18 protein-coding genes are annotated in these 17,437 nt (G+C 71.9%); 15 read left to right on the top strand and 3 right to left on the bottom strand.

All coding sequences use genetic code 11. From position 1 onward, the window contains the following. Window positions 1–232: 232 nt before the first annotated feature. Window positions 233–328, bottom strand: a complete 96-nt coding sequence (locus tag ACYVOM_RS30585) for a DUF1348 family protein (RefSeq protein ID WP_460307014.1) — start codon at window positions 326–328, stop codon at window positions 233–235. Between ACYVOM_RS30585 and ACYVOM_RS30580 the strand changes: the two genes are divergently transcribed. The 10 genes from ACYVOM_RS30580 to ACYVOM_RS30535 all read left to right on the top strand — a co-directional run bounded on the left by ACYVOM_RS30580 (window position 327) and on the right by ACYVOM_RS30535 (window position 9,173). Further along, the gene (locus tag ACYVOM_RS30580) at window positions 327–689 is read left to right on the top strand and encodes a hypothetical protein (RefSeq protein ID WP_460307013.1); all 363 of its coding nucleotides are present in this window, start codon (window positions 327–329) and stop codon (window positions 687–689) included. The genes ACYVOM_RS30585 and ACYVOM_RS30580 overlap by 2 nt on opposite strands. A gap of 303 nt (window positions 690–992) precedes the next feature. Continuing rightward, window positions 993–1,913 (top strand): hypothetical protein, encoded by a 921-nt coding sequence (locus ACYVOM_RS30575; RefSeq protein ID WP_460307012.1) that lies wholly within the window; start codon window positions 993–995, stop codon window positions 1,911–1,913. 187 nt (window positions 1,914–2,100) lie between these two features. Next, window positions 2,101–2,742, top strand: coding sequence for a class I SAM-dependent methyltransferase (locus ACYVOM_RS30570; protein WP_460307011.1), 642 nt, complete (start codon window positions 2,101–2,103; stop codon window positions 2,740–2,742). Window positions 2,743–2,871: 129 nt separating this feature from the next. Beyond that, window positions 2,872–4,008 carry an AI-2E family transporter gene (locus tag ACYVOM_RS30565; protein WP_460307010.1) on the top strand — a complete coding sequence of 379 codons (1,137 nt, stop codon included), beginning with the start codon at window positions 2,872–2,874 and terminating at the stop codon, window positions 4,006–4,008. Between the two features lie 98 nt (window positions 4,009–4,106). Further along, window positions 4,107–5,381 carry a YibE/F family protein gene (locus tag ACYVOM_RS30560; protein WP_460307009.1) on the top strand — a complete coding sequence of 425 codons (1,275 nt, stop codon included), beginning with the start codon at window positions 4,107–4,109 and terminating at the stop codon, window positions 5,379–5,381. Between the two features lie 31 nt (window positions 5,382–5,412). Then, the gene (locus tag ACYVOM_RS30555; RefSeq protein ID WP_460307008.1) at window positions 5,413–6,348 is read left to right on the top strand and encodes an ABC transporter ATP-binding protein; all 936 of its coding nucleotides are present in this window, start codon (window positions 5,413–5,415) and stop codon (window positions 6,346–6,348) included. Next, window positions 6,345–7,511, top strand: a complete 1,167-nt coding sequence (locus ACYVOM_RS30550) for an ABC transporter permease (protein WP_460307007.1) — start codon at window positions 6,345–6,347, stop codon at window positions 7,509–7,511. Before ACYVOM_RS30555 ends, ACYVOM_RS30550 begins: the two co-directional genes overlap by 4 nt. A 96-nt stretch (window positions 7,512–7,607) precedes the next feature. Next, window positions 7,608–7,856, top strand: coding sequence for a type B 50S ribosomal protein L31 (locus tag ACYVOM_RS30545; protein WP_460307006.1), 249 nt, complete (start codon window positions 7,608–7,610; stop codon window positions 7,854–7,856). 137 nt (window positions 7,857–7,993) lie between these two features. After that, a complete protein-coding gene (locus ACYVOM_RS30540) occupies window positions 7,994–8,806 on the top strand; it encodes an enoyl-CoA hydratase (RefSeq protein ID WP_460307005.1) in 813 nt (270 codons plus the stop codon). Between the two features lie 136 nt (window positions 8,807–8,942). Continuing rightward, window positions 8,943–9,173 (top strand): hypothetical protein, encoded by a 231-nt coding sequence (locus ACYVOM_RS30535; RefSeq protein WP_460307004.1) that lies wholly within the window; start codon window positions 8,943–8,945, stop codon window positions 9,171–9,173. A gap of 250 nt (window positions 9,174–9,423) precedes the next feature. On the opposite strand, the gene ACYVOM_RS30530 is transcribed toward ACYVOM_RS30535, so the two are convergent. Both ACYVOM_RS30530 and ACYVOM_RS30525 read right to left on the bottom strand, forming a co-directional pair. Continuing rightward, on the bottom strand, window positions 9,424–11,769 hold the full coding sequence (locus ACYVOM_RS30530; protein WP_460307003.1) for a family 43 glycosylhydrolase: 2,346 nt from the start codon (window positions 11,767–11,769) through the stop codon (window positions 9,424–9,426). Between the two features lie 134 nt (window positions 11,770–11,903). Further along, the gene (locus tag ACYVOM_RS30525; protein ID WP_460307002.1) at window positions 11,904–12,647 is read right to left on the bottom strand and encodes an ABC transporter permease; all 744 of its coding nucleotides are present in this window, start codon (window positions 12,645–12,647) and stop codon (window positions 11,904–11,906) included. Window positions 12,648–12,708: 61 nt separating this feature from the next. Here ACYVOM_RS30525 and ACYVOM_RS30520 point away from each other — a divergent pair, with 61 nt between their 5' ends. From ACYVOM_RS30520 to ACYVOM_RS30500, 5 genes are all read left to right on the top strand, one after another. Then, a complete protein-coding gene (locus ACYVOM_RS30520; protein WP_460307001.1) occupies window positions 12,709–13,002 on the top strand; it encodes a ubiquitin carboxyl-terminal hydrolase 14 in 294 nt (97 codons plus the stop codon). Further along, a complete protein-coding gene (locus ACYVOM_RS30515) occupies window positions 12,999–14,666 on the top strand; it encodes an NAD(P)/FAD-dependent oxidoreductase (RefSeq protein ID WP_460307000.1) in 1,668 nt (555 codons plus the stop codon). The genes ACYVOM_RS30520 and ACYVOM_RS30515 overlap by 4 nt, the downstream gene beginning before the upstream one ends. After that, the gene (locus ACYVOM_RS30510) at window positions 14,663–16,099 is read left to right on the top strand and encodes an ATP-binding protein (protein WP_460306999.1); all 1,437 of its coding nucleotides are present in this window, start codon (window positions 14,663–14,665) and stop codon (window positions 16,097–16,099) included. Before ACYVOM_RS30515 ends, ACYVOM_RS30510 begins: the two co-directional genes overlap by 4 nt. Window positions 16,100–16,207: 108 nt before the next feature. Further along, window positions 16,208–17,074, top strand: coding sequence for a hypothetical protein (locus tag ACYVOM_RS30505; protein ID WP_460306998.1), 867 nt, complete (start codon window positions 16,208–16,210; stop codon window positions 17,072–17,074). Window positions 17,075–17,203: 129 nt separating this feature from the next. Continuing rightward, complete coding sequence (locus ACYVOM_RS30500) at window positions 17,204–17,431, top strand: hypothetical protein (RefSeq protein ID WP_460306997.1); 228 nt, start codon at window positions 17,204–17,206, stop codon at window positions 17,429–17,431. Window positions 17,432–17,437: the final 6 nt, after the last annotated feature.

The following is a 17,437-nucleotide window of genomic DNA, read 5'->3' as shown; positions in this document are numbered from 1 at the left end:
ATTTTCGGCAATTCACCAAATAGCAACCCACACGCAGGCATCTCGTCCAAGCCCCTTCCCCGGACCGGCGCGAGGCCGCGCGTCGAGGCGGCCCCCGCCCTCCCCCGCACCCCCGCGCGCCGCGCTCAGCGCAGTGGCAGGGGCGTCCCGCGTTCGTGCTCCGGGCGGGGCCGAAGATACGGCGGTCGACCTCGGAGATGCAGGTCGCTGATGCTCGCCTCGCGGCGGGACATCAGGCCTTCGGGGTGAACTCCCACAATTCGTTGCCGTAGCTCCGCCACCACTGATCGGACGAGTCACGCCATTCATACTGAAAGCGGACCGCCATGCGGGAGCCGCGGAAACCCCACAGCTCCTCGCGGGGCGACGCGCCCGCCGCGGTCTTCGGCTTGCTCGCGGAGTGGTCGCCGATCCGGACTTCCGGGCTGCGCCTTCCGCAACGCGTTCGGCGAGCTGGGCGCGGTCTCCGCGGGCGTCGCGCGGGCTGTGCGCGACCACAAGCCGGCCCTCCTGACCAGCTCACCGAGCTCGCGCGCGCCCTGCCCGCGCCCGATCCCGCCCGGCCGGCCGAGCAGCTGCTCGTCCTCGTGGACGGCGCGATCGCCGTGGCGTCCGCCGGGGGCCGCGCCGACTCCGTCCGCCACGCCCGCGCCGCGGCCGAGACGCTCGTCGCCGCCACCCGGCCCTGACGCCTCCGGCACCGAACGTCACGGAAGCCGGGAACAACCGGGTGGTGGCCTTTGCCCCGTTTTCGGCGACCCTTCCTACACTGGTAGGTACCACCGTGAATGGGGGGTCACCAAAGACCTCCAAGCGCGGGGCCACTGAAGACCTCATGGCACGCTCACGGCGGCCACGCCCGGCAGGCACGGCGCTAGACACCGCGGCCACCGGGCGCGCTCATGCCCAGGGCATCACAGTCTCACCACGAATCACGACAAACACGCCCATTTAGGCATGGATCACCCCGGCGGCGCTGGTATCCATCACCCATGACCGCCCCGCCCCGGCATCCCCTTCCGACCGCGCTGCTCCCGGCCCTGACCGCCGCCCTGGCGATCGCCGTCCCCACCCTCGCCGTCTGGTCCCGGCTGCCGTCCGAGGTCGCCGCCGCTTGGAACAACTCCGGCGCGCCCTCTTACGCGGTCTCCAAGGCGGGATTCCTCGCCGCCGCGCTCGGCGCCGCGTTCTTCGGCCCCGTCCTCCTGCGCCGTTCACAGGTCTCCGTCTGGGCGTTCACTCTCCTCCTCGCCTACGAGAACGCGCTCATGCTCTGGGCGAGCGTCGACCAGACGGACGGTCTCGCGGCACGGACCCTGTCGCGCTCCACGAACCTGCCCTTCCTCATCCTGGGCGCCGCGGTGATCGTGGCCTTCTGGAAGGCCGCCCGCCTGAGCGGCCCGCCACCCGGTCGGCGCGCCCGCCTGGAGGGCCCGCTCTGGACGGCCCGGGCGCACAACACCTGGCTGATGGCCGCGGGCGCCCTCCAGCTCCTCATGCAGTTCGGCGCGTACACCGCCACCCTCCCCGGGACCGAGCGGCGGCCCGAGACGATCGCGATCGGCCTGCTCTTCTGCTTCACCTCCACCGTCGTGGTGACCGTCGACGGCTCGGGGGTGCGGTTCGGCTACGGCCCGTTCGGGCTGATCCGGCGCAGGCGGCCCCTGAAGACGATCGCCTCCGCGGAGGCGGTCCCCATGGGCAAGCCATGGTTCCTGGCGCTCGGCCTGCGCGGCTTCCCCGGCGACGCCCATCTCCGACTGCGCAGCGGCCAGGCCCTCCTCCTGACGTACCGCACCGGGGGCACCTTCTCCGTCTCCGTGCCCGACGCGGAGGCCGGGGCCGCCGCCGTCAACGGGCTCATCGCCGCCACCCGCCGCAGATACCCCCCAAAGCCTGCTACAGCCGCCTGAGCCGCGGCCGAGCCCGGCCGCACCGAAGTACTTTCGCCCCGCAAAGTGGATGTCGTCCTCCGCGCGTATGCGCGGATCTCCGACGGCCTGTAGTCGCGCCGATTTGCCGGAACGGCAAGGCCGTTTGGCGAAAAGCGCCCGCGCGGGCGATCCTCGGGTACGGCACCAACGTGAAGGAGCACCGACTGTGAACACCGGGGAGACCGCCGCGGCGAGCAGCGCCGAGGCCTGGGACGAGCGCTACCGCCGGAGTGACCGGATCTGGAGCGGACAGCCCAACCGCGTCCTGGTCGAGGAGACCGCGGACCTGCCCGCGGGCCGGGCCCTCGACCTCGGCTGCGGCGAGGGCGCCGACGCCGTCTGGCTGGCCGGGCGGGGCTGGAAGGTCACCGCGACCGACATCTCGGCCGTCGCGCTGGAGCGCGCCGCCGGCCACGCGGCCGACGCCGGAGTGGAGGTCGACTTCCAGCGGCACGACCTCGACACGTCCTTCCCCGAAGGGGAGTTCGACCTGATCTCGGCCATGTTCTTCCACTCCTTCGCCGCGCTGGAGCGGGAGGAGATCCTGCGCAAGGCCGCCGCCGCGCTCGCCCCGGGCGGGCGGCTGCTGATCGTCAGCCACGCCGGATTCCCGTCCTGGCACGAGGGTGAGAAGCACGAGGACGTCCACTTTCCCACCCCGGACGAGATCGTCGCCGACCTCCGCCTGCCCGCCGAAGGCTGGGAGGTGCTCCAGGCCGCCGAGCACGAGAAGGAGGTGTTCCGGCCCGACGGAGAGCGCGCCACCCGCAGGGACAACACCGTCCTCGTGCGACGCCTGCCCGCCTGATCACCCGGGCCGCGAACCGGTCCGTGCTTGCTGGGCCCGGCCCGCAGGCGCTCTGGGAACCCGGCTTCGCCGGCGTGCGCGTGGGTCGGTCCGGTTTGGGCGGTACCTGCCGCGGGGCAGGTTTTCAGGGTGGCCTTCCAAGATCCGGAACTGCGGACCAAGACGCTGAAGGCAGTCCACCGCCTGCTCGTCGTCCTGCTGTGGGCGCTGGCGCTCTGGGCGGTCTGGCAGGTCAGGGAGGTGGCGATCCCGCTGATGATCGCCGTCCTCATCGCCTCGGTGACGATCCCGCCGACCAACCGGCTGATCGGGCGCGGCATGAACCCCGCCGCGGCGACCGCGATCGTGTGGCTGGCGCTGATCGCCGCCGCGGCGGTGCTGGTGCTGCTGCTGGTGCCCCCGACGGTCAGCGGCTTGTCTCAGCTCGCCGCGAGCTTCGACTCCTTCACCGTGACGCTCCAGGACCTCGGCGAACGGTTCGGCCTCGACGCGGCCCGGATCGCCGACTACACCGAGCAGGCCCGCGAGTGGGCGGCCGGGCACTCCGGCAACATCGCGGGGGGCGCGCTCACCGGGGTCATCGCGACGGGCGAGGTGCTGGTCGGCGCGGTCCTGGCGTTCGTCCTGGCGATCTACTTCACGCACGGCGGCACCCGGCTCATCGGCTGGCTCGCCGAGCTGCTGCCGCCGGGCGCGCGCGGCAGGCTGCACGACGGCGCCGAGGTCGTCTTCGACGTCATGGGCAGATACGTGCGGGGCGTCGCGGTGGTGGGGTTCGTCGACGGGTTCTTCATCGGCCTCGCCCTGTGGATCCTCGGCGTGCCGATCGCGGTGCCGCTGGCCGTCCTCACCTGGGTGGGGGCGTTCCTGCCGCTGGTCGGCGCGTTCCTCGCCGGGACGCTCGCGGCGGTCGTCGCGTTCGTCGCCAAGGGCTGGGTGGTGGCTCTGATCGTCGTGGGCGTGACGGTGGCCGTCCAGCAGATAGAGGGGCACATCCTCGCCCCGCAGATCTACGGGCGTGCCTTGGCGCTGCCCGGGGCCGTCATTCTTCTGGCGATCGCCTTGGGCAGCGCCGTCGCGGGCATCGCGGGCGCGTTCCTCGCCGCGCCCATCGCCTCGGTGACCGTCGCGCTGATCCGGCGCGCCCGCCATGCCGCGGACGCTTCGGCCGTGGAGGCCGACGGTCCGGACAGCACCGACGGTTCGGGCAGCACCGCGCCGACCGGAAAGATCACCCCTGGGGAGCCCGACGCCCCGGGCGAGTGAGCCCTTTGTTGATCTTCCTCCCGGATCGTCCGCCCGGCCCGGAGCCGCGCGGTAGCCTGCCCTGACCGATCGGACCGACGCACGAGGAGCGGCGACGCATGGGCGCAGGCCACCACCACGGGCCGTCCGGGGGTTCCTCCGCCGAGGCGCCGGGGACCCTGCGGTGGGCGCTCGCCCTGATCGTCCCGCTCGCCCTGGCCACCCTCGCCGGGCTGGCGTGGCTGTGGCCGTCGGACGACTCCTCGGGCACGCCCGCGGGCGGCACCCTCGCCCGGCACGAGGCGACCGTCGTGGACGTGGTCCTGGGCGCGTGCGCGAAGGCCGCCGACGCACCCATCGACCTGAGCGGGTCCACGGAGGCCGCCACGCCCGTCGACCCGCGCCGCTGCGGCACCGCGACGCTCCAGTTCTCCTCCGGGCCGCTCGAAGGCCAGTACGCCACGGTGAACCTGCCGACCGGCCCCGGGACGCACGTGTACGAGGGCGGCGACGACGTCCTGGTGATCGAGACGCCCGGTGTGGAGGGCGTCGACCGCTACCAGCTGTCCGACCACGACAGGTCCGACCCGCTGTGGATCGTCGCCGCCGCGTTCGTGCTGGCCGTCGTCGCGTTCGGCCGGTGGCGCGGGCTCGCCGCGCTCGCCGGGCTCGGCCTCACGTTCGCCCTCCTCGTGCTGTTCCTCATCCCGGCGATCCTCGCGGGCAGCCCGCCGCTGCTCGTCGCGATCGTCTGCGCCGCCGCGATCATCCTCGCGGTGCTCTACCTGACGCACGGGTTCACGCCGACGACCACGCTCGCGGTGCTCGGCACCCTCGCCGCCCTCGCGCTGACGGGGCTGCTCGCCACCGCGGCGATCGGCCTCGCCCACCTCAACGGGATCACCGACGAGGGCAGCTTCTACCTCGACTACAACTACTCCATCAACACGCAGGGGCTGCTGCTCGCGAGCATCATCATCGGCTCCCTCGGCGTGCTGGACGACGTGACCGTCACCCAGGCGGCGACGGTCCGGGAACTCGCCGCGGCGGACCCGTCGGCGGGGTTCGGCGCGCTGTACCGGGCGGGGGCGCGGGTCGGCCGCGCGCACATCGCCTCGGTGATCAACACGATCGTGCTGGCGTACGCGGGCGCGTCGCTGCCGCTGCTGCTGCTGTTCCGGATCGGCGAGCAGTCGGTCGGCGAGGTGCTCACCAATCCCGTGGTCGCCCAGGAGATCGTGCGCAGCGCCGCGGGAACGCTCGGCCTGATCGCCGCGGTCCCGCTCACCACGGCCCTCGCCGCGTTCACCGCGGTCCGCTCCGGGCGGACGCCGCAGCCGTCCCACCCTGCCATGAGCATCCCCGCGACACGCGGACAAGATCACCAAGCTTGACATTCCCCGCTGGTCGGACATTTTCCATGTCATGGGAAATCTCGTACTCGACCGTGTCTCCAAGAGCTACGGTCCGCGCCGCGCGCTGGACGGACTGGGCTTCGAGGTGAGGGAAGGAGAGATCTTCGGGTTCGTCGGCAGCAACGGCGCAGGCAAGACCACCGCCATGCGGATCATCCTCGGCGTCCTCGCCGCCGACTCCGGCGAACTCCGCTGGGACGACGCGCCCCTCGACGACGCCGTCCGCCGGACCATCGGCTACATGCCGGAAGAACGCGGCCTCTACCCGAAGATGAAGGTCCGGGAGCAGCTCGTCTACCTCGCCCGGCTGCGCGGCCTGTCCGCGCCCGCCGCGCGCGCCGCCGCCGACACCTGGACGGCCCGGCTCGGCGTCGCCGAACGCGCGGCCGAGGAGGTGCAGAAGCTCAGCCTCGGCAACCAGCAGCGGGTCCAGCTCGCCGCGGCGCTCGTGCACGACCCGCGGCTCCTCGTGCTCGACGAGCCCTTCTCCGGCCTCGACCCCGTCGCCGTCGACGTGATGAGCGACGTCCTGCGCGAGAAGGCCGCCGAAGGCGTCCCCGTCGTCTTCTCCAGCCACCAGCTCGACCTCGTGGAGCGCCTCTGCGACCGGGTGGGGATCGTGCGGGCCGGGCGGATGGTCGCGCTCGGCACCGTCCCGGAGCTGCGCGCCGGCGGAGCCGCCCGCCTCGTCGTGGAGGTCGAGGGCGCCGCGCCCGGCTGGGCCGACGCGGTCCCCGGCTTCACCCGCGAGGAGGACGGCACGTACGCCCCGGCCCCCGGAGCCGACGAGCAGGAGCTCCTGCGCGCCGCCCTCGACGCGGGCCGCGTCACCGAGTTCGCGTGGCGCAGTCCCGGGCTGACCGAGCTGTTCCGCGAGGTCGTCCGGTCCGAGGACGCCGGGTCCGACCCCTCCGGGTCCGAGACCGCCGCGGAGGTGGCCGCGTGAACGCGTTCACGGAGATCCGGCTCGTCGCCTCCCGCGAGCTCGCCCGGCTGCGGACCCGCATGTTCCTGATCGTCACCGGCGGGATGATGGCGCTGGTCGCGGGCGCCCTCGTCGCGGTGAAGCTGCTCGGCGGCTCCGCGCCCGTCGCCGTCGGCTTCGCCGACTCCGCGACCCGCGCCCAGGTCGTCGCCGTGGCCGAGGCGGCGGGCCTCGACGTCGCGCCGCGCTCGGTCGAGGACGAGCCGGCCGGTGAGCGGCTGGTGTCCGACGGCGAACTCGACGCGCTCGTCCTCGACGGGCCGCTGCGCCTCGTCGTCCGGGAGGAGCCCGACGACGACCTGCGCGCCGTGCTCTCGGCACTGGCCCGCCAGAGCGCGCTCGACGCGCGGCTCACCGAAGCCGGCCTCGACCCGAACGCGGTCGCGGCCGCCGTCGGCGGGGCCGACGTCCAGGTCGTCTCCCTGGAGGGCGCCGACGAACTGCGCGAACAGCGGCTGGCCCTGTCCATCGGCCTGGCGGCGATCCTCTTCATCGTGCTCCAGACGACGGGGATCCTCGTCGCCCAGGGCGTCGTGGAGGAGAAGGCGAGCCGGGTCGTCGAGCTGCTGCTGAGCGCGGTCCGGCCGTGGCGGCTGATGGCCGGCAAGGTGCTCGGCCTCGGCGTCGTCGGGCTGGTCCAGATCGGGCTCGTCGCGGCGACCGGCGTCGCGGTCCAGGCCGGGACGGGCGCGCTCGACATGTCGCTCGGCTCGGTGCTCGGGACGGCGGGCTGGTCGCTGCTGTGGTTCCTCGTCGGCTACACGATCTTCGCGCTGCTGTACGCGGCGGCCGCGGCGACGGTCTCGCGGCAGGAGGAGATCGGCGGGGTCACCGGCCCCGTCCAGATCCTGCTGATCATCCCCTACATGCTGGCCTTCGCCGTCGTGCCCGCCGACCCCGACGGCATGACCGCGCGGGTGCTGTCCTTTGTGCCCTTCTTCGCCCCCATCCTCATGCCGGTCCGCGGCGCGCTCGGCGTCCCGTGGTGGGAGCAGGCCCTCGCCCTCCTGCCCGCCCTCGCGGTGATCGCCGCGCTCGTCTGGTTCGCGGGCCGCGTTTACGGCTACTCCGTCCTGCGCATGGGCGGCCGGGTGTCCCTGAAGGACGCGCTCAGGGGCGGCTGAGCCCCTGGGAACGGCGGTCGAGCCCCGGGAATGCCGGAGGGGCCGGGCGTGTTGTGCGGGCGTGACGGTTCGTCCCGACCACGAAAGGAAGCCGGCATGAGGAAGGGAATCCACCCCGAGTACCGCCCCGTCGTGTTCCGCGACAAGAGCGCAGACGCGCTCTTCCTGACGCGCTCGACGATGACGAGCGACAAGACCGTGGAGTGGGAGGACGGCAAGACCTACCCCGTCGTAGACGTGGACGTCTCCTCCGCGAGCCACCCGTTCTACACGGGCCGCGGCCGCACGATCGACACCGCGGGCCGCATCGAGCAGTTCCAGCGCCGCTACGGCAAGCGCAAGTGACATCGCCCGATGGGGGCGGATCCGCAAGGATCCGCCCCTTTCGCGTTTCCGGGCCCCGGTGACGCGGCCCACACCGGGTTTTGCCAGGATCGATACGATCACCGGCCCCTCGGGGCCTTGAGCGCGAGGAGCCTGAAATGACCGACACCGCCCCGACTTCCCCTGCCGAGGACGTCGTGATCGTCGAACGGTCCGGCGCGGTGGCCCTGGTCCGGCTGAACCGGCCCGAGGCGCGCAACGCGCTCAACACCGCCCTGATGACCGCCCTGCTGGGCTCCCTCGCCGAACTCGACGCCGACCCCGGCGTCCACGCGATCGTGCTCACCGGCACCGGCAAGGCGTTCTGCGCGGGCCTCGACCTGCGGGAGCTGGGCTCCAGCGGCGGGAACCTCGGGTTCGGCACGCCCAGCCCCGGCGCCGCGCCCAACCTGCCATGGCCGCAGCTGCGCACCCCGCTCATCGGCGCGATCAACGGCCCCGCCGTCACGGGCGGGTTCGAGCTGGCCCTGAACTGCGACATCCTGATCGGCTCCGAGCACGCCTCGTTCGCCGACACGCACGCCCGGGTGGGGGTGCTGCCCGGGTGGGGCCTGTCGGTGCTGCTGCCGCTGGTCGTCGGCCGCGGCACGGCCCGCAGGATGAGCCTGACCGGCGACTACGTGCGCGCCGAGGAGGCCCTGCGGGTGGGGCTGCTCACCGAGGTCGTCCCGGCCGACGACCTGGTGCCGACCGCCCTCGCGCTGGCCGAGACGATCGCCCGGAACGACCCGGCGGCCGTCCAGACCTACCTCGCCTCCTACAAGGCGATCGAGGAGGCCCAGATCGGCGAGGGCTACCGGGTGGAGTCCGAGACCTCCACCGGCTGGCTCGAGGCGACCTTCGACCCGGCGAAGGTCGAGGCGCGCAGGCAGGCCATCATCGAGCGCGGAAAGGCGCAGACGGCCCGATAGGAACAGGGCGGCGGGTCATGTCCGCGCAGTGCGGTCTGCCAAGTCCGGGCAATGAAAGGCCAGGCCCACTTCTTTCACCCCATAGGCGCATATAGCGTTGTTCGTGGCAGAGAAAGAAGAATTAAGGGGAATCACCATGAAGGTCATGCCGCTGGTCGCCGCCGCGACCCTCGCCCTCAGCGGACTCATCGCAGCCCCCGCCGCCAGCGCGGCCCCCCAGCAGGCCGACTGCAGGACCTACTCCAGCATCTCGGTCTGCGGCGAGGTCAAGCTCGACGCCCAGCAGAGCAAGTGCGTGAAGGCCGCCGTCGACCAGGGCATGACCGAGCGGAGGGCCGAGGTCGAGTGCACCGCCTTCGGTTCCTGACCGGCCCCGAGCGCAGCCCCCGCACCACCCCTCAGAAAAACCCGCCACCCCAGGACTTCCCGCGATCCGCCGAGACACCTTCCGCCTTGAACCGGTGGTTCGCGGGAGCAAGAGCGAAAGCGCGTCCCTCTCCATCGAGAGCGGCGCGCTTTCGCTTTTTCCCGCACCTTTGCCTTGAGCTAGGAAATAACAGACCTCTGTGGCTTTGACCGCATACTCCGGGAGGCCTTCGCCACATAACGCTATTTCCCTACGAACCGGCCAGTTCGTACGTCCGGACATAGTCGAACTTCGCGGTGGCCCCCGCGGCGTTCAGCGAGATCAGGCCGATCCGCAGATCGTCCCGCCTGGCCGTCGACCATGATCCGGCCCACGTCCAGTGCACGCCGTCGGTGCTGGACCCCGCCCGGACCCGGTTCTGCCCGTCGACCTCGGTGTAGGCCAGGCGCAGCCAGAGCACCGACGTGGCCGGGCCGCCGAACATCGGGCCGCTGGAGACCGCCTCGGGCGGCGTCGTCGTCGGCCGCTCCGCCTCCTTGTTGAACTCCGTCTGGTGCAGGAGCAGGCCGCCCCCGTTCTGGAGCGGCAGGACCGAGTGGGCCAGCTTGAAGAACCTGTCGTCGTTCTCGTAGAGCACCAGCCCCGCCTGCTGGTTGCCGGTCCGCCCGTCGAAGGTCAGCTTCGTCTCGACGAGGTAGTCGCCCTCGGGGGCGTCGCGGAGCAGGACCGAGGCGGTGTTGTCCGTCCGGTACAGCTCGGCCGCCTGGGTCGGCCAGGTCAGCTCGCCGCCCCCGGTGACGGCCGCGGCGGCCTTCGCACCGCGGACCCAGCTCCAGGCCGCGTCCGACGCCTCGGGACGGCCCGTGCCGTCGAACTCGTCGGAATACGCGGGCAGCAGGGCGCCCGGCCGCGGCTCGGGGACCCGCTCGACCGCCGGCTCGTAGAGCGCGGCCGCGCCCAGGTTGTCGGCGTCCACCCGGCCGCCGGACGTCGCCGCGCCGATCCTGCCGAAGTCCGGCGCCCCCTCGGGAAGCGCCACGGTGACCTCGGCGACCGCGTCGCGCAGCCGGTCGGCCGACAGCGCCGCGGTGAGCGTGGTCCCGCGCCGCTCAACGGCGACGTTGTGCCAGGTGGTGTAGGAGAAGCCCGCCGGGAGCGGAGTGCTCTTCTCGGTGGTCGCGCCCTTGACGGTCGTCGCGACGGTGAACAGGCCGCGGCCCCGGTCGATCCAGGCGGTGATCGAGTTCTTGTCGTTCTTGTGCGCGACGACGAGGCCCGCCCCGCCGCCGGAGCCCGCGCCGAGCCGGAGGTCGCCCTCGACGCGGACGTCGCCCTTGACCTGCTTCTTGGCGAGCTGGAGCGAAGCCCCCGACTCCGGGGACGCCAGGTGGCCGCCCGCGTCGGCGTCCCGGCCGGCCGTCCAGGTGGTGAACCAGCCGTCGAGCGGGTCCGCGCCGTTGAAGTCGCCGCCGGTCTCGAAGGAGGTCACGGGGGCGTCCTGCCGCGTGGTCGACGGGCCCGCGCCGGCCCGCACGACGGGCCAGCCGTCGATCCAGTCGAGCCTGTCGACGAGCATCGGGCGGCGGCTCAGGTTCGTGATCGTGCCGCCCCACGGGCCGATGACGGGCGGGAAGTCCGGTTCGTCCGCTTCGATCGCGTGGTAGACGAGCCAGTCCTGGCCGGACAGGTCGGTCTGGAGGGCGTTGTGGCCGGGGCCGATCCACTTGTCGCCGTTGGCCGCGAGGACGATGCCGTCCTTGCTGGTGAGCGCCATCAGGTCGGTGCCGCTCGGCGTGCGGAAGGGGCCGAGGGGGTTGTCGGCGCGGCCGACCTTGACGGTGTAGCCGCTGAACGCGCCGTCGCAGCAGCCGCCGTCGGAGTAGAAGAGGTAGTACCAGCCGTCCCGGTGGACCACGTAGCCGCCCTCGGCGCGGCGGCCCCGAGCGATCTGGGTGACCGGGCCGGTGAGGGCGGTGGCGTCGGCGTTCGTCTTCGCGACGCAGATCGTGTCGTAGCTGCCCCAGTACAGGTAGTGCTGTCCGCCTTCGTCGGTGAACAGGGACTGGTCGATGTTGCCCGTCGGGCAGCCGCTGCCGCCCGCGGGGATGAGCCTTCCCTTGTCCGTCCACGGTCCGGCGGCGCCGTCGCCGACGGCGAGGCCGACGCCGCCGTTGGAGAGCGAGTACGTGAGGTGGTAGCGCCCGTCGACGTAGCGGATGTCGGGGGCCCAGGGCCGGGTCCCGGTGGGCCACCAGGACGGGCGCTGCGCGAACGGGAACACCTCGCCGACGTAGGTCCAGTGGACCATGTCGGCGGAGCGGACGACCGGGAGGATGCGCTCGCGGTCGTCGCCCTGCTCGATGAACACCGCGTTCGTCGTGCCGTAGGCGTACCAGTAGCCGTCCTTGGCCTTGATCATCGTGGGGTCGGGCAGGGTGTCCACGGCGCCGGACGAGACGGGGTTCACGTACCCGTCCGACGTGTCCGCGCGGGCCGCGTGCGGCGCCGCGCCCACGAGACCGGCGACGGCCGCGAGCGCCGCCGCGGCCACCGCGGCACGTGCCCGGAGACCGGCATGGCCGATCGAACTGATCACGTTTTCCCCTTATGCCGATACTTCGGAGGAAATCTCCACTGGTGCAGTGGAGGTTAGTGATCAGTAAGACCGATTTCCAGACCTGCAAAGTAGGATTTAGAGTGTCCTGCGTCACCTCACACCGCGCCCGGTGGTCAGCGGAACGCGCGGACCGCCAGTTCGGTCGTCAGCGCGACGGCCACCGACTGGACGGCGAGGAGGCCGACCAGGACGACGAGCTGGACGACCGCCGCCTGGGCCGGGCTCGCACCTCCCAGGAGCATGCCGACGAAAGCGCCGGGGAGGGTGACCAGACCGACCGTGCGGGTCTGGTCGAGCGCCGGGATCAGCGACGTCGCGGCGGCCGGGCGGCAGATCTCCAGGGCCGCCTGACGGTCGGTGAAGCCCAGGGCGAGCGCGGCCTCCACCTCGCCCCTGCGGATCTCCAGCTCGTCCCGGCAGCGCCGCCCGCACAGGGCGGTGACGGTCATCGCCCCGCCGAGCAGGATGCCCGCCACCGGGATCACCGCGAGCCCGCGCGGCGGCACCAGGCCCGTGCCGAGCAGCAGCGCCAGCACCGGGACCGTCCCGCCGAGCATCGGCAGCGGCGCCCACCAGGCCCGCCGCCGGGACTTCCCCTGCGTCCCCAGCCGGGAGGCCGCGGTCCAGCCCGCGACCGCGTACATCGCCAGCACGAACAGCGCCGTCGCCCAGAGCCGCGTCGCCACCTGGGTGATCAGCAGCGCGACCACCCCGAGCTGCAGCGCCGCCCTGATCCCCGCCGTCACCACGGCCCGCCCGTGCCCCAGCCCGGCCAGGGCCGCCACGGCCGCACCGGCCAGCACGAGCCCCACGATGACGGCATAGAGGAGGGGTCCCGGAACAAAAAGGCTGGTCATGCCGCCATTATCGGGCGATCAGGCGACGCCTCCGGTCCCGACCGGAACGTATGATCGTTTCATGGGACAGACCTGCACACATCTGGATCAGATCGAGGCCGCCGCCCGGCCGTCGGCTGACGGCTGTGAAGACTGCCTGCGCACCGGGGGCCGCTGGGTGCACCTCCGCATGTGCCGCACCTGCGGCCACATCGGCTGCTGCGACTCTTCACCGTCCAAACACGCCACGGCCCACTTCCACGCCACCGACCACCCCCTCATCAGCTCCTACGAGCCCGGCGAGGGCTGGTCCTGGTGCTACATCGACGACACGGGCTTCCAAGTCCAAGGCCTAGAGGACTTCTCACACCCATGAGTGATGCTGAGCGGCCTGTGCTGCTTTCGGTCGATGACGATCCGGCGGTTTCGCGGGCGGTGGCCCGGGATCTGCGGCGGAAGTACGGGCAGGACTTCCGGGTGGTGCGGGCGGAGACGCCCGCGACGGGGCTTGAGGCGCTCAAGGAGCTCAAGCTCAAGGGGGCGCGGGTCGCGGTGATCCTCGCCGACTACCGGATGCCGGAGATGTCGGGGATCGAGTTCCTCGAATCGGCCATGGACCTGTATCCGCGGGCCCGGCGGGCGCTGCTGACGGCGTACGCGGACACCGACGCGGCCATCGCGGCGATCAACGTCGTCGACGTCGACCACTACCTGCTCAAGCCGTGGGACCCGCCGGAGGAGAAGCTCTACCCGGTCGTCGACGCGATGATCGACTCCTACCTCGACGAGCCTGACGTGAACGCCGCCGAGACCAAGGTCATCGGGCACCGGTGGTCTCCCCCGTCGTTCGAGGTCCGCGACTTCCTCGCGCGCAACGCCGTCCCCTACCGGTGGTTCCAGATCGAGGAGCCCGAGGCGCTGCGGCTGCTCCAGGCCGCGAACCTCGACCCGGCCGCGGAGCTCCCCGTGGTCGTCACGCCCGACGGAGGCGCCCTGGTGGCCCCGTCGACGGCGCAGCTCGCCGCGGCGGTCGGGCTCGCGACGACGCCCGAGACCGACCTGTACGACCTCGTCGTCGTCGGCGGAGGGCCCGCCGGGCTCGGCGCGGCCGTGTACGGGGCGTCGGAGGGGCTGCGGACCCTGCTCGTCGAGCGGTACTCCACGGGCGGGCAGGCCGGGCAGTCGTCCCGCATCGAGAACTACCTCGGATTCCCCGACGGCGTCTCCGGCGGGCAGCTCACCGACCGGGCGCGGCGCCAGGCCGTCAAGTTCGGCACCGAGATCCTCACCAGCCGCGACGCCGTCGGCCTGCGCCCGCACGGACCCGCCCGCATCCTGGCGTTCGGCGACGGACGCGAGATCACCGCGCACACCGTCATCATCGCGACCGGCGTCCAGTACCGGGAACTCGACGCCCCCGGCGTCGCCGACCTCACCGGGCGCGGCGTGTTCTACGGCTCTGCCATGACCGAGGCCGCGTCCTGCCAGGGCGACGACGTCTACATCGTCGGCGGCGCCAACTCCGCCGGGCAGGCCGCCGTGTTCTTCTCGCGGGTCGCCAAGTCCGTCACCCTCCTGGTGCGGGGGCGGTCGCTGGAGGACAGCATGTCGTACTACCTGATCGAGCAGCTCCGCGCCATCGGCAACGTGCGCGTCCGGCTGGAGACCAGCGTCACCGAGGCGCACGGCGAGGACAGGCTGGAGGCGCTGACGCTGCGCACGTCCGACGGGTCCGAGGAGCGGGTCGCGGCGAGCCACATGTTCGTGTTCATCGGCGCCAGGCCCCGCACCGAGTGGCTCGCCGAAGTGCTGGAACGCGACGAGCACGGGTTCATCAGGACCGGCACCGACCTCGTCGTGGACGGCAGGATGCCGCGCGGCTGGCCCCTGGACCGGGATCCGTGGCCGCTGGAGTCGAGCCTTCCCGGCGTGTTCGTCGCCGGAGACGTGCGGGCGGAGTCGGTGAAGCGGGTCGCCTCGGCCGTCGGGGACGGCGCGATGGCCGTCTCGCTCGCCCACCGCTACCTGGGGTCGGCATGAGCCTCGCCGACAAGGAGGGCGCCCTCTCCCCCGCCGAGCTGCGCGGCCTGTTCCTCTTCGAGTCCCTGGACGACGCGCAGCTCGGCTGGCTCGCCGAGCACGGCTGGACGGCCTCCGCGCCCGCCGACACCGTGGTGATGGCCGAAGGCGAACCGGGCGAATACCTCATCCTCCTGCTGGAGGGGACGATCGCGCTCAGCCGCCGGATCGGCGCCGACGAGGTCGAGACGAACCGGACGAGCCAGGTCGGCGTCTACGCGGGCGCCGTCCGCTCCTACGTGGACGCCGAATCGCCCAAGGGCTACCCCGCCTCGGTCAAGGCGTGCTCGGACTGCCGGTTCTTCGTGCTGCCCAGCGTCGACTTCGCCTGGCTGATGCGCACCTGGTTCCCGATGGCCACGCACCTGCTGGAAGGCCTGTTCCTCGGGCTCTCCAACACCCAGAACATCGTCAACCAGCGCCAGCAGCTCCTCGCGCTCGGCTCGCTCAGCGCCGGCCTCACCCACGAACTCAACAACCCGGCCGCGGCTGCGGTGCGGGCGACGTCCCGGCTGCGCGAACGCGTCGCCGGGATGCGGCACAAGCTGTCGATGCTCGCGCACGACCAGATCGACCCGAGGCTGCTGACCCTGCTCGTCGACGTGCAGGAGGAGGCGGTCCGGGGCATCGCGGACGCGCCCAAGCTCAGCGCCGTGCAGGAGTCCGAACGCGAGGACGAGATCGCCGACTGGCTGGAGGACCACCACTGCTCCTCCCCGTGGGAGACCGCACCGATCTTCGTCGCGGCCGGACTCGGCACCGACTTCCTCGACCGGGTCGAAGCCGACGCGCCGCCCGAACTCCTCGAAGGCTCGCTGCGCTGGCTGGCCTACACCCTGGAGTCCGAGCTGCTCCTCGGCGAGATCACCGACTCCGTCAGCCGCATCTCCGGGCTCGTCCAGGCCGCCAAGCAGTACTCGCACATGGACCGCTCCCCGTTCGAACGCGCCGACGTCCACACGGGGCTGGAGAGCACCCTGGTGATGCTCAACGGCAAGCTGGCGGGCCTCGACGTCGTCACCGACTTCGACCGGACGCTCCCGCCCGTCCCGATCTACGCGGGCGAACTCAACCAGGTCTGGACGAACCTCATCGACAACGCCGTCCAGGCCATGGCCGGCTCCGGCACCCTCACGCTGCGCACCTCGCGCGAGGCCGACCGCGTCCGCGTCGACATCTCCGACACCGGCCCCGGCATCCCCAAGGCCAACCTCCGCCGCGTCTTCGAACCCTTCTTCACCACCAAGCCCGTCGGCCAGGGCACCGGCCTGGGCCTCGACATCTCCTACCGCATCATCGTCAACCGCCACGGCGGCGACCTCACCGTCACCTCCACCCCCGGCAACACCACCTTCACCGCCCACCTCCCCCTCACCGAACGCCCCACCCCCTGACCCCCCACACCCCAGGACAAGCCCGACCCAGATATCGCATCTACCAGCAGAAACCACATAAGGAATACGCACTGCACAGGTTTCACTCCTTTCGGTAATGTCCCCCTCGTGGTCACTCCCCAACACGAGGCGCTGCACCGCGGCTTCCAGGAGGACACCGGCCTGGTGGCCAGAGTCCTGGAGAACGTGCTGCATCTCGCCCTACCGACCTTCGACAAGATCGAAGTCCTGAACGTCGACCTGACCGACCTAGAGCCGGTCTCCCGCTGGCCCGACACGCTCCTGCGGCTCGAATCCGCGGCGGGACCGCTGGTCGTCATCGTCGAGTCGCAGACGGACACGTCCACGACCAAACGACGCAGGTGGGCCCGCTATATCGCGCACCTCCAGGACGTCTACGACTGCGACGTCTCCTTGGTCGTCACCTGCCGCAAGGCGGCGACGGCACGGTGGGCGGCCGAGCCGTTCAAGATCGGCCCGGCCGCGTTCCCGGCGATGATCGTCATCCCGTTGGTGCTCGGCCCGGACAACGTCCCGGTGATCACCACCTACGACGAGGCCCTCCGCGACATCCCCTTGACGATCTTCTCAGCCCTCATCCACGGTGAGTCCCCGAACGCGGGTGCCATACTGGAAGTGCTCGCGGACGTGCTCGCCACCATCGACCCGCGCCAGGCCGGTCACCTGGCCGAATTCACCGAGGGCGGACTCGGCCAAGGCCCCGCCCGCCAGAAGTGGAGGACCCTCATGGCGACCAAGCCGTACACCTACGTCTCCGAAACCCGCGCCCAAGGCATCAAGGCGGGACGCTCGGAGCAGGCCGTCAAGAGTCTGCTGCTCGTGCTCGATGGTCGCGGCGTCACGCTCAGCGACGAACAGCGGCTGCGGATCACCGAGACGACGGACGTCGAGCAGGTCAACCGGTGGATCGTCCGCGCCGCCACCGCCGAGCGCGCCGAGGACATCTTCGGCTGAGCCGTGACCGTCGCCCGTCGTGGCCCGTCCCTGGGAAGAAGGGGCGACCCGCGCCAGGCCGGTCACCTGGCCGAATTCACCGAGGGCGGACTCGGCCAAGGCCCCGCCCGCCAGAAGTGGAGGACCCTCATGGCGACCAAGCCGTACACCTACGTCTCCGAAACCCGCGCCCAAGGCATCAAGGCGGGACGCTCGGAGCAGGCCGTCAAGAGTCTGCTGCTCGTGCTCGATGGTCGCGGCGTCACGCTCAGCGACGAACAGCGGCTGCGGATCACCGAGACGACGGACGTCGAGCAGGTCAACCGGTGGATCGTCCGCGCCGCCACCGCCGAGCACGCCGCGGACGTCTTCGGCTGAGCCTTA

The sequence above is a fragment of the Actinocorallia aurea genome (assembly GCF_054783995.1).
This window is presented reverse-complemented; position numbering and strand designations above follow the sequence as displayed.

Bases quoted from the DNA above. Each gene is read 5' to 3' on its own strand.
- ACYVOM_RS30580 (WP_460307013.1), top strand. From the start codon at position 327: ATGCGGGAGCCGCGGAAACCCCACAGCTCCTCGCGGGGCGACGCGCCC.
- ACYVOM_RS30585 (WP_460307014.1), bottom strand. From the start codon at position 328: ATGGCGGTCCGCTTTCAGTATGAATGGCGTGACTCGTCCGATCAGTGG.
- ACYVOM_RS30575 (WP_460307012.1), top strand. From the start codon at position 993: ATGACCGCCCCGCCCCGGCATCCCCTTCCGACCGCGCTGCTCCCGGCC.
- ACYVOM_RS30560 (WP_460307009.1), top strand. From the start codon at position 4,107: ATGGGCGCAGGCCACCACCACGGGCCGTCCGGGGGTTCCTCCGCCGAG.
- ACYVOM_RS30555 (WP_460307008.1), top strand. From the start codon at position 5,413: ATGGGAAATCTCGTACTCGACCGTGTCTCCAAGAGCTACGGTCCGCGC.
- ACYVOM_RS30545 (WP_460307006.1), top strand. From the start codon at position 7,608: ATGAGGAAGGGAATCCACCCCGAGTACCGCCCCGTCGTGTTCCGCGAC.
- ACYVOM_RS30540 (WP_460307005.1), top strand. From the start codon at position 7,994: ATGACCGACACCGCCCCGACTTCCCCTGCCGAGGACGTCGTGATCGTC.
- ACYVOM_RS30535 (WP_460307004.1), top strand. From the start codon at position 8,943: ATGAAGGTCATGCCGCTGGTCGCCGCCGCGACCCTCGCCCTCAGCGGA.
- ACYVOM_RS30525 (WP_460307002.1), bottom strand. From the start codon at position 12,647: ATGACCAGCCTTTTTGTTCCGGGACCCCTCCTCTATGCCGTCATCGTG.
- ACYVOM_RS30520 (WP_460307001.1), top strand. From the start codon at position 12,709: ATGGGACAGACCTGCACACATCTGGATCAGATCGAGGCCGCCGCCCGG.
- ACYVOM_RS30515 (WP_460307000.1), top strand. From the start codon at position 12,999: ATGAGTGATGCTGAGCGGCCTGTGCTGCTTTCGGTCGATGACGATCCG.
- ACYVOM_RS30510 (WP_460306999.1), top strand. From the start codon at position 14,663: ATGAGCCTCGCCGACAAGGAGGGCGCCCTCTCCCCCGCCGAGCTGCGC.
- ACYVOM_RS30500 (WP_460306997.1), top strand. From the start codon at position 17,204: ATGGCGACCAAGCCGTACACCTACGTCTCCGAAACCCGCGCCCAAGGC.